The following is a 15,392-nucleotide window of genomic DNA, read 5'->3' as shown; positions in this document are numbered from 1 at the left end:
AAATTCGAGCGGTATCAGTAGTGATAGCGGGCCTGAATGATAGTGACATATTGATCATTCGCGATGTAGAGCAGACGATTCGCTTCATCGATCCTTCGGGACCAAATACCGGCCAGAACATGTTTCAGTGGCTCTGGTTTGCCGATTCCGTCGAATGGGCTATCGCGAAGAATATCTTCAATGAGAATATTGATTCGCTTAAGTGTTTTGCGGTCCTGAGTCTGCCAGTAAAGGTAGTCTTCCCAGCCCTCAGAAGTCCAAGCGAGCCTTCGGATACTCACGGATTTATCAGGTCATGCTCTACGACTTGACCATCGCGAGCTGACTCCAACGCAGACAGGATTCTCTGCGCATTTTTAGGGGAGCGCAGTAGATAACTGGTTTCAATTAGGGAGTCATATTCATCTTTTGACATTAGAACGGCAGAGCCGCGCTTTGACATAATTTCAACTTCGGTCTGATCGAGATTGACTCGTTCAATCAGCCCGAATAGGTCACGTCGTGCTTCGCTGGCAGTTATCGCCATACCAACCTCCTTGTGGTACTTAATATGGTACCACTCTGAGATGTGCAAAGAATTATGCCTAACTGCCCATAAAAAGGTGAACCACATGCCCAATCCGATTGCGCATGGTCTTGTTGATGCTCAGGCACCGGGGTTTTCAGAAATGACATTGAGGCATCTGACAATGGATTTGAACACGAGGGCCAACATGTTGCACTCCTCGGCTTAAGTGTGATCGTCAGGAACTGCTGGCGAATGTCCAATTTATCTAATATGTTTGAATAATAAGGTCAGCCAGTTTAGAGGAGCGGCAGTGCAAAGAGTTCACAAGCGACTTATTCTCATCGGGATTGTATTTGCTATCGTCGGCGTAGCCTTTGCAACCTTTGCGCCAGGTATGTTCGCTGGACTGTATGGCGGCCTTGGGCCTGGCGAACGGCTGATAACTTATCCACTCGCACTGGTTACCTCAATCGGCGCCCAGGTGCTTGCGCCTTTTGGGGCAACGTTATCCGCCATTGGCTTTGCTCTCCATGTTGTTGCCCGCGATAAGTCGCGGTAGCGACACAGCTTTTTTAGATTTCAGACCATATGGCGCTGCTATTTTCAAAGAAGCTAAGGTGGGTGGCTAGCGAAGCCATGCCCGCGTTTGTAACTCCCAGCAGTGCCCTGTTTTTTCGAGGCGGCTTGAACCAAAATCGAATGACCTCTGGCATGGATTTGATCCGAACCATGAAGCGAGAGACCACCGCTTCGGAGGCCATGGTCCCCAACCTGCCGGCGGAGAGCATGAGCGCCAGATTGGTGATGAGTATTTCGAGGCGGTGAGTCGTGGCGTCCGGAACTATTGTGAGAGTCAGTCTTCGCACAGGAGCCGGAGCTCCAAGATATTGAGCAGGTTGTGCTGACGGTGATCCAGCGGCGGCCAGTAATCTTGGTCTTGCCTGATGGGGCGCCATGTTCGTCTGGAAAGTTCCCGCGCGCCGCCAACCCGCTAGTCGCGAACAGCGTAACTGGCAGACCAACGTTCTGCCTTGCACCAATCGATTTTCATGATGCAGGTTGCGTAAGGCAATCCCGCGTGATTTCCATGTGCCCTAGGTGCTGGCACAGTTCCTCCAGCACATGCAGGAGCACACCCTGACAAGTGGACATCCAGTATTCGTGCTCCCTGCCCGGCGGGGCCGCAACGGGGGCTTGCTGCATAGAGGTTTGAGACAGGTCGTTGGCGAACGCGATCCTGGTCTCCTTGGCCAGCTCCAGCGCAGATTCCTTGTTCATAACCGCGGTAAACTCGGCCTCACGATCACGGGGGACTACAACGCCGAGGTTGACCGTGGAGGACCAACGGCGCATCACCCCGCAACAATGCCCCACCAACTGCACCGGCGAATTGCTACCGGCCATTGGCAGGACGTTATTGACCAGATCCTCCGGAATGCTCGCCAAAACCTCGGTGAGCTGATCAAATTTCTCTAGCAAGAGTGTTGCGAGAATTTGCTCGCTGGAAAACGGTGAGTCCATGCACCGATTCTAGAGGGATTTAGTCGGCAATATGGGGCATTTCGGGGTGCACTAGCATTGAGCAATGACCACTTTCCCCTCGGGACACACCGGAATGCCGCACGCAGAAGTGGAGATCAACGCCGAATTGGTCAAGCAGCTGCTGGACACCCAGGCCCCGCAGTGGGCCAACGAAGAAATCTTCTACCTGGCCACCGGTTGGGATAACGAGGTGTACCGGCTGGGTACCGAACTGGCGGTGCGCCTGCCACGCAGGGAATTGGGCGAGGCCATAGGGCACAATGAACGGCGTTGGCTGCCACAGTTGGCCGCGGAGACCGGCCTGCCCATTGCCTTGCCAATCTTCGTTGGCGAACCCGCGCCGCACTACCCATTCACCTTCTCGATCTGCCCCTATATACCGGGACGCAGTGCTGCAACGGTGAACCGCACTGTGCGCGATGGCTACGCAGAGCAATTCACGCGGATCTTGTACCGGCTGCACCAGCCGGCCGGAGCATCCGCACCGCGCAGCGAATTCCGCGGGGTGCCGCTGACAGCGCTTGATATGAAGACCCGCAACCAGATTTCGGCGCTGGATCCCGCGTTGCAAGAACCTGCCCTTGCCCTCTGGGAAGATGCTGTTTCCGCCGCGCCACACGAGGGTGCACCGGTGTGGCTGCATGGAGACCCGCATCCGCACAACACGATCATCAATGACTCTGCCAGCCAAGACGCCATTGTTTCGCTGGTTGATTTCGGAGATCTGTGTACCGGTGACCCGGCAAGCGATCTTGGCATGTTTTGGATGCACTTCAGCCCTGCAATAATTTCGGAGGCGTTCGACCAATACGGGGTAGAACCCGGAAGTCCGATATGGCGACGCTCTCGTGGGTGGGGTCTGCGATTCGCAATGTTGACCGCTAACCTCGGCCCCGATGACCTTTTGGGTGCAATTGGCCGAGAGGCATTGGGAATACTGTTTGCCGATTCCAATTCCGCCGCGACCGGCGGTTTCTGAAACGATGGCATGCTCGGCTGCCGCAGTGCCTTAAGCTGGCCTCATACGCTGCCCGCAAGCAGGCTAACCTGGAAGGCCCCATGGATCTTGAAAAGAATTCAGCCATTGCCGCCAGGCTATGCCTCGATGCGCATGCGCGGTTAATGGATCACGTAGCCTTGCTGGACGATACCGCCGCACACCAAGACAGCAAATTGCCTGGCTGGAGTGTTGGTCACGTGCTCACCCATTTGGCCCGAAATGCAGATGCCCACGCCCGACGGTTGGATGGTGCACTGCGCGGGGTGGACGTTCCCAAATATGCCAATGGCCCCGGGCAACGTCGCCAAGAAATAGCTGATGGAGCCCAACGTTCTGTCTCTGAGATCGTGCATGACCTTGAAACGAGCGTTGCGCAGCTGGATAAAATCCTTCAGCAGAGTGATGATGCCGGCTGGCCCAACTCCGACTTCATGGGAGGTAGCCATTATGGTGCAGGCGCTTGCCCTGCGCATCGTCTACGCGAAGTCCACATGCACATGGTGGACTTGGGACTTGGCTATACGTCTAGCCAGTGGCCAGACGAATATGTAAGCTGGGACCTTGAAAATTTGCTTGCCACGGTTCCCGAACGATTGAACGGCGCAGGAGCACGCCGCGAACTCGTGGCATGGCTTGCCGGGCGGGGTACTTTGGGCCAGGATTTCGCGTTGGATTCATGGGGCTAATCCAATGTCAGTAGCCTTGCACTAGCAGTCCGGGCAACTGCTCCATGCTTGTGAAGATCTGGCTGGCACCGGCCTCAAATAACTGTTCCGGCGTGCTGCTGATTGGGCCTCCGGGGCAATATCCGAAAACCGTTGCACCTGCTGCGACGCCAGCACTAACGCCCGCAACCGTGTCTTCGATAACTGCTGCCTGTTCCGGTTCGACTCCCAGCGCAGCTGCTGCCGTGAGATACACATCGGGCGCGGGCTTGCTGCGTGGACATTCCATGCCGCTGAAGACACGGTCGCCAAAGAATTGCGTGAGCCCCGTGAGGGATAGCTGCATCTCCACTTTGGCGCGGTCAGCCCCAGTAGCGCAAGCGATTTGTGTTCCGTAGCTTTCCACAACTTGTGTGACGGCTTCGACTGAACCCGGCACCGCTTGCAAACTTGAACGCAGTGCGAGGTCCCTGCGATTCCTGAATTGGCCAATCCACTGATCATCAATGCGGAATCCGGTATTTGCGAGGATGCATGGCCACTGATCTTTCAGGGACTTGCCGATGAAGATGCTGATGCATCCTTCTTGGCTGATATTCCATCCCAAGTCAATGAGCATCTCTCGGAGCACTGCGTTGGTGATGGACTCGGAATCGGCTAGTACGCCATCACAATCAAAGAGTACGGCGGCGAATTGTGGACGTGGCAAATTTGAGCCTTCCAGCGGGAATGGTGAACGGCTAAGCGGCAGAGTACTCGTGAAGAATGCGGGCCAGTGGCGCCAGTTCAGGCTGTTCCTCGGCCTGCCTCAAGACACGTTCCAACGTGGCATCGTGGATGGGCTTGGCCTTCTGATACAGCTCGTGGCCGTTGGCGGTGAGCTCGGTATAGATCCCACGACGGTCATCGGCGCACAACACGCGTGAGAGTAGATTGCGATCTTCCAGTCTGGTCACCAGGCGCGTCGTCGCGCTGGGGCTCAGGGCTGTGGCACGGGCAAGCTGCGCCATGCGCATATGCCAGCCGTCCTGACGGTTTAGGGCGTCTAGCAATGTGTACTCGACCACAGAAAGTCCGGCCTGGGCGGTCAGGTCTTTTTCTAGCGCGGCATCGATTAATCCGTGCAATGACGCCAATGTACGCCATCCATGAGCACGGATTTCGACAGCATCATCTGCGATTCCCATGGGTTCCTCCAAAAGTACTTGCTTGCGCTGGTTAGTTGCGTGTGCAACGATAGTGTTCATCGCGCAATAACAAGCGTGTGCAACTAATTTATCTAGTCTATCAGGAGTAACGCTATGCCGCTGGGTCTTATTGCGTTGGCCATCGGTGCCTTTGGCATCGGGCTTACCGAATTTGTCATCATGGGCCTGTTGCCGGACGTGGCAACCGACTTCGCCGTCAGCGAGGCCGCAGCTGGCTGGCTCATTTCCGGATATGCACTCAGTGTTGTGGTCGGCGCCCTTGGCCTCACCGCGGCCACCGTCCGCTTGCCACGCAAACCAGTGCTAGTCGGTTTGCTGGTTCTCTTCATTCTCGGCAACTCGCTCACTGCTATGGCCTCGACCTACGAGGTGGCTATGATTGGCCGCGTCATTGCCGCCCTCTGTCACGGTGCCTTCTTCGGCATCGGTGCGGTCGTCGCAGCTGACTTGGTTCCAGCCAACAAGAAGGCTGGCGCCATCGCGATCATGTTCACCGGCCTGACCGCCGCCAACGTCCTGGGCGTTCCTTTCGGAACCCTGCTTGGACAGCATTCTGGCTGGCGCTCGACCTTCTGGGCCATCTCCGGCATTGGTGTTATTGCCCTGATCGGCATCATCGTACTGGTTCCAGTCATCAAACATGCGGCAGAGGGTATCTCGCTGCGCAAAGAACTCGGGGCCTTCACCTCCCTGCAGGTCTGGCTCTCCCTCGGTGTCACCGTCCTTGGGTACGGTGGAATGTTTGGCGCCTTCACCTATATCGCATACACCCTGACCGAGGTCACCGGATTCAACGCGTCCAGCGTTCCATGGTTGCTGATGCTCTTCGGTGTGGGCCTGTTCGTGGGTAACTGGCTCGGTGGCCGCATGGCCGACAAGAGCATCGACCGCACCTTGGTATTCTTCATCGCCGCCTTGCTCGTTGTCTTGATCGCCTTCGGTGCGCTGGCAAGTAACCCGGTGGCCACCGTGGTGGCCCTGTTCCTCATGGGTGGCTTCGGCTTCGGTACCGTTCCAGGGCTACAGAGCCGCATCATGCAGTTCGCTGGATCGGCCCCAACCTTGGCCTCAGGCGCCAACATCGGCGCCTTCAACCTGGGCAATGCACTCGGTGCGTGGGCCGGTGGCCTAGGTATCGCAGCAGGACTGGGCTACACCTCACCGATTTGGATCGGTGCCGCAATTACGGTCGCCGCATTGATCTTGGTTTTGGTCGCCATGTCACTGGCCAAGAAATCGGCCAAAGTATCCAACCTGATTCCGGCCAGCTAGGCTCAAAGATTTTCCATAACCGCAAACAATTTCAAGGAGTTAGTTATGACTACCGCAATTCCTACCATCACCCTGAACAATGGCGTTGAAATGCCACAGATCGGTTTCGGTGTCTTCCAGATTCCGAACGAGGAAACTACCGCAGCAGTCAGTGCCGCATTGAAGGCCGGGTATCGCAGCATCGACACCGCAGCAATCTACGGTAACGAAGAAGGCGTAGGTGCAGCACTGACTCAGTCCGGCATTGCCCGAGAAGACCTATTCATTACCTCCAAGGTCTGGATCGGTGACATGGGGTACGAGCAGACATTGGTAGCTTTTGAGGCAAGCTTGCAGCGCCTGGGTCTGGACTACCTCGATCTGTTCCTGATTCACTGGCCAGCCCCGGACAAGGATCTGTATGTTGAGACCTGGAAGGCGATGGAGAAGTTGTACACCGATAAGAAGATCCGCGCCATCGGCGTTTCGAACTTCCAGCCAGCGCACCTGGACAAGGTGATTGCCGAGGGAAGCATCGTTCCGGCCGTGAACCAGGTGGAACTGCACCCCGCTCTGCAGAACCGCGAAGTCATTGCCGCGAACACCGAACATGGCATCGTCACCGAAGCATGGAGCCCGCTGGCTCAGGGAGCATTGCTTACCGATGAAACCATCATCGGTATTGCCGAGGCGCACGAGGCGACCGCTGCTCAGATTATCCTGCGCTGGCACCTGCAGCAGGGCCGGGTGATCATCCCGAAGTCGGTCACCGAATCACGAATCGTCGCCAACCTGGATCTATTCGGCTTCGAATTGACCAGCGACGAACTGGCAAACATTGATGCCCTAGACCGTGATGGTCGTACCGGACTAAACCCGGACACCTTCAACGGCTAATTTGATGATGCCGACCAGGATGCTGCCCGTAGTCTAAGCCAGCTGCGGGCAGCATCCCTGGCTCGGCCGATCCATTGAATTGTGACCGGCGAACTCTTTGTTCTTGCGCGCTGCCTGCAATTCAGATGAAGTCGATTCAGCCTTAAAGAAATTCGAGGTCACGCGACAATGCTTAGCCGTATAGATTTTCCTGATTGATTCGCCCGTCCTTGGTTCGACCAGATTCTTGAAGAGTACTAAGAGCGAAACATCGGCCTGCAACGTCAATTGTCTCGCGAGTTCTACCAGCATCGCCCGCAAGCTGACAGAACCCGTACAAGCCGTTGCCGACGGCCAAGTTCTGACACGAGCATTTCTCCTAGACTCCTGCGCCGCGGATACCAGCGCTCTATCGACCTGTATTCCTCTTAGACCGTGGATGACTTTTCAGTGCAGTTCCTTGTAGTAGCAAATGGACGCACTAACATCTGGAGCAATAGAGCAGTTCTTAATCAAACCTCATTTGCAGTTTCAGTAGGTCGATGGAAGTCGTACAAGACAGTTGCACCAATTTTTCTTCGAGTGCAATCTTCTTTATCGAGAGTCCTTTGCTTCGTACCTAGCGTCTTGAAAGCGGCATTTTGAGCAAAGCGCGTATCCAGCTGGTCCAAACCAAGCGTTATTGTCTCCTGGGCGTAAAGCAGTCCTACAAGACGCGCATCTCGCACGGATTTCAGACGGCATTTGAACCTCACAATAATGTTTTGACTTCGCGTGGATAGGGCTTCAAGAAGGAACTCCTAACGAATTTCATCGTATCCTCCCACCACGTTCCGAAGTCCCCAGCATTTCTGTCCAGTGTCTTCAACACCGGGCCGAGCCGACCGTAGGGGAACGTTCTACGGGAGCTTATCCGTCGGAGGTCAGCTTTTCATGCTCTATAAACCATCCAGACTCGTGCTTGACTAGAACGTTGGTTCCTCTTCCGGATCCAGATCGCGGTTGACCCTGTCCTAAGCTGGTCCACGAAAAATGGTATCGGCAGACCGTAATGTCGGTTCTCATAGTTACCCAAGTCAAGTCGTGGATTGAAATAATCTCATTCTGGATCGCATCAGACGTATCCTGCCGAGCTACTCGGATTTCCGCGCGTCCGTAGTGAGATCCATCCGAGAACCAATAGCCAGCATCTGGCGCGATATGGGCAAGCACGCGAGCTTCCTTCGTTCTAAATCTTCGATAATGTCCGTAGAATCCTTGCGATTTAGGGAAGTTCTGAATACGTCCCGTAATTCGAACCCTGACTGGGACTGTAATTTCCAGTTTTGTAGGAATCCGAACATTTGGCAGGATGTGAGCATGATTCGAGCAGTAGTTTTTGACCTTGACGGCGTCATTCGCCACTTCCCGTCCGGCCATTCAGACGGAATTGAATATCGTCACCATCTCGAAAACGGTATCCTCGATGCCACCGCGTTCTCCCAGCCACTTCTGACCGAAGCTACAACCGGTCTCATCTCACGTGAGCAATGGATCTGCCAAATAGGACAGATTGTTGGTTCCGGCGACGCGGCAAATGAATGGGGAGAACAAATACCCCAGCTCGACCAGTCAGTCCTGCAACTTACGGATATTCTGCGAAACCGTGGAATCACAGTCGCAATCTTGACTAACGGTACAGACACCATCCCGGACGAATTAATAGCTCAGGGCATCAGGAAGCATATCGACCGCGTATTCAACTCCGCTTTTGTCGGCTACATCAAACCGGATCAACGCATATTTCGACATGTTCTTGATGCTCTTGATCTCAAGGGGCCAGAGGTCTTTTTTACAGACGATTCCCTGTCAAAACTTTCCGGTGCCGACGAGCTAGGTTTCGTGACCCATCATTTTCAAGGTGTTGAACTTCTGCGTGAGGCACTAACCAATGCGGGCGTTTTGTAGTTGAGCGCCCGTAAATCGAAGGGTATGCGGGACTGTTTGAGACCTGAGGAACAAGAAGCCGAAGGGCTTCTGAATACGTTCTGAATTAGACTTGAGGCATGAGCCTACTCGACCGTTCGCGGACCACGCTTCAGTCTTCTGAATTGAGCCGTTCCTCCGCCGAGGTCTTCGCAGCTGCCTCGGATCATCCTGTTGAGGTCACCCGACGTGACGGCGAATCTCTAGTGCTCATGTCCAACAGTGCAGATCGAGCGCGCACTGCCCTACTGGAACTTGCGGCCCAGCTGGTTGCAGTTTCAACGAGCACTGACGGAACTTTCGTCTCTCGCATGATCGACAGGTTCCCTTGGATGCTGGCGCTGAGCCTGGCTGACCAGCAAGCTTGCGCCAACGATATTTTGTCTGCGGCGCGTGCTTCGTTCGCCACTAACCAGCCCCACCTGGCGATTGCCGAACTCACAGCGTGGCGCGAAACCGCGACGGCCATCGCCGCCGGCCTCGGCCAGGAACCGGTGGAATGGCTCGACGACCCCATGATCGTCGAGCGGCCCTAAGGGTGGCAAAGAACCTGAAGGTCGAGCGGCCGACTAAGAAGTCAGAATACGAGATTCGCTTTGCTTCCGCCCACGCGCAGCGCGGCTGGATGAATCTAAAGGCCACGATTAAGGGTCCCTTGGTCGATGCCTGGGATTTTCTGACGAAAACGCCTCTGGCTGTCACGCCGACCAACTATCATTTACGTGGTGAGCACGGCATCGTGACCCGTAATGGCTCCACTCATGAGCGGTGGCAGCACAAGCCAACACTCAAAGGCGACGCTCGCATCTGGTTCTACGCGAGGGCGCAGTGGCGTATCTGGAGCAGGTCCATACCAAGCATCCCAACGAGACCAAATAGGAACTGGCGGAGCGAGGATCGTCTGAAGGAAGTACTGCTCTCGCCCGACTACCTAGTGCACGGCAGTCGGGCTGAAGTGCGCGCCCAAAGTCTTTTTAGTGGGGACCCGTCGCTAGGCATGAGAGTAACGAACCTACGAAGTCTAAGCGTTCCGTAAACGGAACCCTCTACGGAAAGCCAATCGTCACGTGGAGTGATGGCATCATCAGTCAGCAGCCGGGGGTGGAATCCCAGCAGATGTGACTCATTTTTCAGATTTCTTGCTTGTCCCGAAGAAGATGTAGCCAAAGGCTCCAGCAAACAGGGCCGCCCAAATAAAACGCACTGAATCGTCGAGTTCCCACGCACCCAAAGCAGCGAAAAGCACTACAAATGTGAGCAGGGTGCATGCAACGTTGACTATCTTTTCCATTGGAAGCCTCTGTTTGTGATGGGAATAGTGAGTAGGGGAAGCCTTGGCGTTGCCAAGTTGTGCCGTGAACGTTCTTGGGCCCAGTTAGAAGGGCAAGTTGCCCGTCTGTAGTGGCGGTACGATCAAGATTCCGGTTATTTTTCCGGCGCCGTTGTAGGCAATTCGCCCGATCCATTCACCTGCTTCGTGGTTGAGCTGGGTCTGGACTGTCAGTCCGCCAGCAAGATACTGGTTCAGTTTCTGTGCAATGACATTTGCTCCATCGGCGGTTTGAATGGTGGTATTGGAGCAAGATTTGAACCGGCCGCTGTCTACAACGACTTGATCCCAGACGCCCATTACTTTCTTCTTCGTCAGGGCTCGAGAGCAGGTGAAGGTCATCATGGACTTCACAGAGCCGTAATCACCGTTACTGAGACACTCAAAGATTTCTTCGGTTCGCGAGGTGAGATCGATGATTGGGTTGCCTACGGTTCCTTCCTCTGGCGTTGCTGTTGATACTGTTCCGAACCGCTTGAACGCCGCCTGTCGGGTAATCCCGAAGGCATTTCCGATGTCCTGCCATGACACGCCCCGTGCCCTCGCTACCGCAACGGATTCCTCTAAATGCGCTCGAGCTGCCCGCTCGATATGGTTACCGATTTCGACAGCGTTCAGCGCACCAGCCGGGGTGGTTGGTACTGTTCCGAGATTTGAGGCGTCTTCAAGGAGCGCAGCAAGCCGTTCAAGTGGAGAATTCGTTCGTCCTGTCATTGTTCAAACCTAACGCAGGAATGAGAAATGTCAACCATGTTATGACAAATCACGTGCTGATATGCATGTGGATCAAATCGTTCTCGAACCGTCCCGCAAGCAGGTCCGTAAGAGGAACGTTCTGTGGAGCATCCGCGACAGATCGGAGCGGATCACTGACTACTTCCCCTCCACGGCTGAAATTAGGATCATGTGTCCGAACAGTATTTGGTGTCCAAGGGCATCTCTTGAAATAGTCAGAGCATGATGCAGAGCACAATTCAGGCACCGAGACTAACTCTCGTACCGATGAACGATGACCACCTTGAACATGAAATTGCACTAGACGCCAGGCCAGAGGTCATGCGTTTTCTCGGAAACGGAGTAGCAAGAGAACGTGCTGAAGTGGAAAAGCACCACAATGGACGGCTCAAATCTGCACGAGATGGCCTCGGATACTGGACAGGATTTGTTGGAACTCAATTCGTTGGATGGTGGCTCCTAGCTCCAGCGGGCAACGACGAACGCGGACAAGCCGAGATCGGATACCGACTTTCTCCCGATTTCTGGCGGCAAGGCTTTGCTTCTGAGGGGGCCAAGGCACTGCTGGCTTATGGTTTTGACGAATTGAGTCTTACGCAAATCTTTGCTGAGACGATGACCATCAACGAAGGTTCTAGAGCCGTCCTGAGTCGCTTGGGCATGAGTCATCTGCGGACGCGTGATGTAGGGCAAATCAGTTCAATCCCAGAGTCGGAACAGGGAAATGTCGATTACGTCATCACTAAGAAAGAGTGGGAGAAGTTAAGAAGCGCGCCGTAACCCTGAAGTGCTGACGTTTTTGTGAAGTTGTGATCCGCGTTTGCTGTCTTAGTGAATACATCGCGGTTATTGAAAGCGATTCGATCAGTGCCGAAAGGGGAACCTATCGCGGCACAGCCGAACCCATGCCACGAGACCTACGCGCGAAGCCCCTAATTAGATCCCGCTTGGTGGTTGCCAGCGTGCGGGGGAGTTATTTAGAGTTGGGACGCGAAGAACTTGACGGTCTCGGTTGCGACCTGTGGCCGCAAGCCGGTGGGGTCCTCTCTGTCACCGAGAAAAACATAGTGTCCGACGTCCGAGCCAAGGCTCATTCCGTGAGCGTGAGGAATGAGTTCCTGATAAAGGTGTGCATTGTCCTCTGGTGGTGTATTGCTGTCGTCGTCGCCCCAGCGCACCATTACCGGGGCAGATATTTGCTGCAAGGACTCGGGGGCCAAGAGTCTGCCGATAGCGGGTGCCAGAAGGAGTCCGGCCCGCACGCGTGGGTCGGTCATCGATCGCGCACCGGATTCCGCCAACGATGTTAACTCGGCATCGGAGTACTTGCTCCGTAACGTCTTGATCAAGTCGGGGAACTCCGGCACCTCAGGCGCGGGGATAAATCCGCGGAACATCGCGTCCAAGATGTTTACATCAATCCTGCCGCCGAGCAACGCTGCGACGGTATAGCCACCGAACGAGAATCCTGCCGCCCCGATGCGGTGGACATCGATGTCATGCTCCGCCACAAGGTAGTCGAGAAGGAGACTGATATCCAGTGCACGTTCCCACGCGAAGGAAAACCCTTCGACGAGGTACTCGTCGTTGTAGCTGTTACCTGGATGGTCGACCGACGCTACGAGAAATCCCTTGTCGTTAAGGGGGCTGGCGAGCCAGTCTAGGTCTTCTCCCGCGCCGCCTGTGCCGTGTGAAAGTACGACAACGGGCGCGGGTTTAGCCCCATTCACCGGCCAAATGCGTGCTTGTAGCTCACGAGGTTCGGTCGGTTTGGCCCAGTTTGGGCGTGAGCGATCTCGAAGCAGCGTCGTCTCGGGGTTCATTTCAACAGCCTAGCGCTTCCGCTTTCGGAAATGTCCGAAAGGCGGATTAACGCGGCCTCGCTCTCTAATGGCTTGGTGGACAGTGCTTTGAAACCAATTTGGTGGTGTCCTAGCTTTGCATCGTTAGTACATTCCGGAGGGAAGCTTTGCCAGCACGTTGAGGAAATCACCATAGGGGAGGCTAGTGGTGATGTCTTGTCTCACTTATCAGACGCATGACACCATCGCTATTCGGTTAGGCCAATTCGCGGAACCCAAGTCGTTTATATAGCTCTAGCGCGGCACCGGAAGTTCCATCACCGATTCGCAGACTTAGAGTGTCCGCGCCATGATTCTTACAAGCAGACATGGCAGCGGCAATCAAGGTGCGACCCAGCCCGTGCCCATGATGGCGCGGATCAACAAAAAGATCGATGATGAATGGGCCGAATAGATCTTCATCCCAGATCGATTCCTCGACAACAAAGATCGCCCCAATCGGCGTTCCCTGTTGTAGTGCGACGAAAGAAGCATTTTCGAGGAGCTGCCCGTACTCGTGGGCGAAGGTTTCTTCCATCTCGGATTGCGCTTCTTTAAGAGTCCTGGCCGCAATTCCCGGTGGGTACGCTGCGAAATACGCATCAGCTAGTGCCGCCGAGGATGATGATTCTGCATGGCAAATATCTGCGTAGGAAGACACAGTGGGAGTGAAATCTGCGTGCTGAAGAACAGCTTGCAAAACATCAGAGGGCATGACAAATCCATTCGTAGGTCTTCTGAACTAGTTGAGAGAAAACTTTATGAATGGAGCATGATTCGAATCTAGCATCGAAAGAATCAACGGGCTACAGAAAATTTCTCAATGCTCTTGACGCGTCCCGCAAGACGGTCGTCGTTATACGGGACTCGATCCGTTGCCTTGGTAAATTTTCGAAACTCCGAGTTTTCAAAGATTTAATATTTCCGTATACCCCGCCCGAGAAAATGCCCGGGCCTTACGCGGGACAGGAAAACGAGCTAAAGATGCCATCTGGATCTGGATCTGGATCTGCAGCAGAAGTCATCTCTTGCAACGTAAAGATGCGTTGAAGCTTGTGCCCGGCTCGTGGGAAAGCTTGATGGTCTATGCAACTCAGATTTACGCAGGGCGGTCGTCCACCCATTTGGTAGGTCGCCCAAGTCCTGATGAAAACACTCGATGTGCTGATGCGCGCTCAGGTTGTTTGTAAGAGGTGCCACTGAATATCAATGTACCGATTAAATTCAACGTGCCAGGCAGCGAATGAAAGAGAATAATGACGGTTTCGTTCGTCCTACTGTGGAAACCTAATCGATGTAACGGCGAGCTTTCAAAGGTTCAGAGGAAGCCCCGCCACGTGGCAAGCTATTCAGCCGGCCAAGACCGTACTACAAGGGCGACAGCTGGCACGGAACTGGTGGTAGTCCATCGCCTGGTCTACATGAAGATTTAGAAAACCAGGCCGACGTTAGACCTGGCCGTTCTCGGCGGGGAAGATTGAATAAGTGCGTCTCGTGGGATCGTTAAAACTTGATAACGACGATTTCTGAACTGCTAGAGGCGGAAAGCTCCCCAATTGGCAGAACTAGCTGATGACCAACCGTTTCACGGTGCTTCTTATCGCCTCGATGACGTCATTGACGGTATTTCGGTGTAAGTGTTCGGCTCTCAATAAAAGGTCGATTTGTCGACCTGAATTGAGTCCTTTGATTGGTCGTAAAGTCACCGTTTCGTCCATTGTTTTTCTAGCGGTGAATCGAGGCAATATCCCTAAGCATTCACTGGCTTCGACGAGCGCGCCAGCGGTTGCGTAGTCGTTGACTCGATGTACGATCCGCGGCGCCTTCCCTGCCAATGCGGCGATGGTTTCCAAGACATCGGCTGGGGAATATCCGGAGCGGGAAACGACCCAGGGTTCATCGATGACCTGCTCGGGGGCGAGCTCGTCGAATTCGGCCAGACGGTGATCCTTGTGGATGGCAATGTCCAGTGGTTCGAAAGCCAAGGGGATCACCGCGATGCGATCTTCAGGCCACGGGGCTGTATGCGGCATACGGTGCGCAAGTACCAAGTCGTAGGAAGAGGTGAGTGCCGGGAAATCCTGTTGCGAAACATCTTCATCGGAAAAATACAGCGGCGGGAGCTGCCCCTCGGGGTAAGAAAGCAGCGGAGCAAAGATTGTCTGCCCGATAGAGTGGAATCCGGCGATACGAATCGGAACGTCGTGATCTTGTTCCTGCGTGCGGATCCTGGTTGAGACTTCGGCCAGGGTTGAGGCGACAGAGGCGGCCGCGGATGCCAAGAGCTTGCCCTCGGCGGTAAGTACGAGTCGACGCCCCTCCTTCTGAGTTAAGGGCGCTGGGAAATTACGTTGCAGTTGCGCGAGGTGCTGCGAGACCGCAGAAGGTGAGACGAACAAGGACTTGGCTACCGCGTTCACGCTACCCAGATCCGCTAGTTCGCGAAGGATCCTCAACTGATGTAATTCCAT

20 protein-coding genes are annotated in these 15,392 nt (G+C 54.7%); 9 read left to right on the top strand and 11 right to left on the bottom strand.

The window, feature by feature from the left end; translation table 11 throughout:
* Positions 1-14 precede the first annotated feature (14 nt).
* A complete protein-coding gene (locus CQ011_RS16245) occupies positions 15-281 on the bottom strand; it encodes a Txe/YoeB family addiction module toxin (protein ID WP_105678737.1) in 267 nt (88 codons plus the stop codon).
* Positions 278-526, bottom strand: coding sequence for a type II toxin-antitoxin system Phd/YefM family antitoxin (locus tag CQ011_RS16240; RefSeq protein WP_105678736.1), 249 nt, complete (start codon positions 524-526; stop codon positions 278-280). Before CQ011_RS16240 ends, CQ011_RS16245 begins: the two co-directional genes overlap by 4 nt.
* A gap of 292 nt (positions 527-818) precedes the next feature.
* On the opposite strand from CQ011_RS16240, the gene CQ011_RS16235 reads away from it, so the two are divergent.
* Positions 819-1,067 (top strand): hypothetical protein, encoded by a 249-nt coding sequence (locus tag CQ011_RS16235; RefSeq protein ID WP_105678735.1) that lies wholly within the window; start codon positions 819-821, stop codon positions 1,065-1,067.
* 488 nt (positions 1,068-1,555) lie between these two features.
* Here CQ011_RS16235 and CQ011_RS16225 read toward each other — a convergent pair whose 3' ends face one another.
* On the bottom strand, positions 1,556-2,029 hold the full coding sequence (locus CQ011_RS16225; protein WP_105678733.1) for a mycothiol transferase: 474 nt from the start codon (positions 2,027-2,029) through the stop codon (positions 1,556-1,558).
* Positions 2,030-2,093: 64 nt separating this feature from the next.
* On the opposite strand from CQ011_RS16225, the gene CQ011_RS16220 reads away from it, so the two are divergent.
* Positions 2,094-3,029 (top strand): aminoglycoside phosphotransferase family protein, encoded by a 936-nt coding sequence (locus tag CQ011_RS16220; protein WP_105678732.1) that lies wholly within the window; start codon positions 2,094-2,096, stop codon positions 3,027-3,029.
* An 80-nt stretch (positions 3,030-3,109) separates the two neighbouring features.
* The gene (locus CQ011_RS16215; protein WP_105678731.1) at positions 3,110-3,736 is read left to right on the top strand and encodes a maleylpyruvate isomerase N-terminal domain-containing protein; all 627 of its coding nucleotides are present in this window, start codon (positions 3,110-3,112) and stop codon (positions 3,734-3,736) included.
* Between the two features lie 7 nt (positions 3,737-3,743).
* Here the strand turns inward: CQ011_RS16215 and CQ011_RS16210 are convergent, their stop codons facing one another.
* Entirely contained in the window at positions 3,744-4,424 is a 681-nt protein-coding gene (locus CQ011_RS16210; RefSeq protein WP_286161238.1) for an HAD family hydrolase, read from the bottom strand.
* A gap of 31 nt (positions 4,425-4,455) precedes the next feature.
* Positions 4,456-4,902 carry a MarR family winged helix-turn-helix transcriptional regulator gene (locus CQ011_RS16205; RefSeq protein WP_105678729.1) on the bottom strand — a complete coding sequence of 149 codons (447 nt, stop codon included), beginning with the start codon at positions 4,900-4,902 and terminating at the stop codon, positions 4,456-4,458.
* A gap of 114 nt (positions 4,903-5,016) precedes the next feature.
* On the opposite strand from CQ011_RS16205, the gene CQ011_RS16200 reads away from it, so the two are divergent.
* Both CQ011_RS16200 and CQ011_RS16195 read left to right on the top strand, forming a co-directional pair.
* Positions 5,017-6,195, top strand: a complete 1,179-nt coding sequence (locus CQ011_RS16200; protein ID WP_105678728.1) for an MFS transporter — start codon at positions 5,017-5,019, stop codon at positions 6,193-6,195.
* Between the two features lie 45 nt (positions 6,196-6,240).
* Complete coding sequence (locus tag CQ011_RS16195; protein ID WP_105678727.1) at positions 6,241-7,071, top strand: aldo/keto reductase; 831 nt, start codon at positions 6,241-6,243, stop codon at positions 7,069-7,071.
* Positions 7,072-7,959: 888 nt separating this feature from the next.
* On the opposite strand, the gene CQ011_RS18160 is transcribed toward CQ011_RS16195, so the two are convergent.
* Positions 7,960-8,469 (bottom strand): nuclear transport factor 2 family protein, encoded by a 510-nt coding sequence (locus tag CQ011_RS18160; protein WP_146112649.1) that lies wholly within the window; start codon positions 8,467-8,469, stop codon positions 7,960-7,962.
* Between CQ011_RS18160 and CQ011_RS16185 the strand changes: the two genes are divergently transcribed.
* The 3 genes from CQ011_RS16185 to CQ011_RS18110 all read left to right on the top strand — a co-directional run bounded on the left by CQ011_RS16185 (position 8,410) and on the right by CQ011_RS18110 (position 10,051).
* Positions 8,410-8,997 carry an HAD-IA family hydrolase gene (locus CQ011_RS16185; protein WP_105678725.1) on the top strand — a complete coding sequence of 196 codons (588 nt, stop codon included), beginning with the start codon at positions 8,410-8,412 and terminating at the stop codon, positions 8,995-8,997. The genes CQ011_RS18160 and CQ011_RS16185 overlap by 60 nt on opposite strands.
* A gap of 98 nt (positions 8,998-9,095) precedes the next feature.
* On the top strand, positions 9,096-9,551 hold the full coding sequence (locus CQ011_RS16180) for a prevent-host-death protein (RefSeq protein WP_105678724.1): 456 nt from the start codon (positions 9,096-9,098) through the stop codon (positions 9,549-9,551).
* Entirely contained in the window at positions 9,515-10,051 is a 537-nt protein-coding gene (locus CQ011_RS18110) for a hypothetical protein (RefSeq protein WP_286161237.1), read from the top strand. The genes CQ011_RS16180 and CQ011_RS18110 overlap by 37 nt, the downstream gene beginning before the upstream one ends.
* A gap of 87 nt (positions 10,052-10,138) precedes the next feature.
* On the opposite strand, the gene CQ011_RS17905 is transcribed toward CQ011_RS18110, so the two are convergent.
* On the bottom strand, positions 10,139-10,306 hold the full coding sequence (locus CQ011_RS17905) for a hypothetical protein (RefSeq protein WP_181148164.1): 168 nt from the start codon (positions 10,304-10,306) through the stop codon (positions 10,139-10,141).
* An 84-nt stretch (positions 10,307-10,390) separates the two neighbouring features.
* Positions 10,391-11,059: a DUF3887 domain-containing protein gene (locus tag CQ011_RS16170; RefSeq protein ID WP_105678723.1), complete on the bottom strand. Its 669-nt coding sequence runs from the start codon at positions 11,057-11,059 to the stop codon at positions 10,391-10,393.
* 243 nt (positions 11,060-11,302) lie between these two features.
* Between CQ011_RS16170 and CQ011_RS16165 the strand changes: the two genes are divergently transcribed.
* Complete coding sequence (locus CQ011_RS16165) at positions 11,303-11,860, top strand: GNAT family N-acetyltransferase (protein WP_105678722.1); 558 nt, start codon at positions 11,303-11,305, stop codon at positions 11,858-11,860.
* A gap of 197 nt (positions 11,861-12,057) precedes the next feature.
* Here CQ011_RS16165 and CQ011_RS16160 read toward each other — a convergent pair whose 3' ends face one another.
* The 3 genes from CQ011_RS16160 to CQ011_RS16150 all read right to left on the bottom strand — a co-directional run bounded on the left by CQ011_RS16160 (position 12,058) and on the right by CQ011_RS16150 (position 15,392).
* Complete coding sequence (locus CQ011_RS16160) at positions 12,058-12,903, bottom strand: alpha/beta hydrolase family protein (protein WP_105678721.1); 846 nt, start codon at positions 12,901-12,903, stop codon at positions 12,058-12,060.
* A 235-nt stretch (positions 12,904-13,138) separates the two neighbouring features.
* Positions 13,139-13,636 (bottom strand): GNAT family N-acetyltransferase, encoded by a 498-nt coding sequence (locus tag CQ011_RS16155; protein ID WP_105678720.1) that lies wholly within the window; start codon positions 13,634-13,636, stop codon positions 13,139-13,141.
* A gap of 850 nt (positions 13,637-14,486) precedes the next feature.
* Positions 14,487-15,392: a LysR family transcriptional regulator gene (locus CQ011_RS16150; RefSeq protein ID WP_105678719.1), complete on the bottom strand. Its 906-nt coding sequence runs from the start codon at positions 15,390-15,392 to the stop codon at positions 14,487-14,489.

The organism is Arthrobacter sp. MYb213 (assembly GCF_002979915.1).
Classification (GTDB): Bacteria; Actinomycetota; Actinomycetes; order Actinomycetales; family Micrococcaceae; genus Glutamicibacter.
This window is presented reverse-complemented; position numbering and strand designations above follow the sequence as displayed.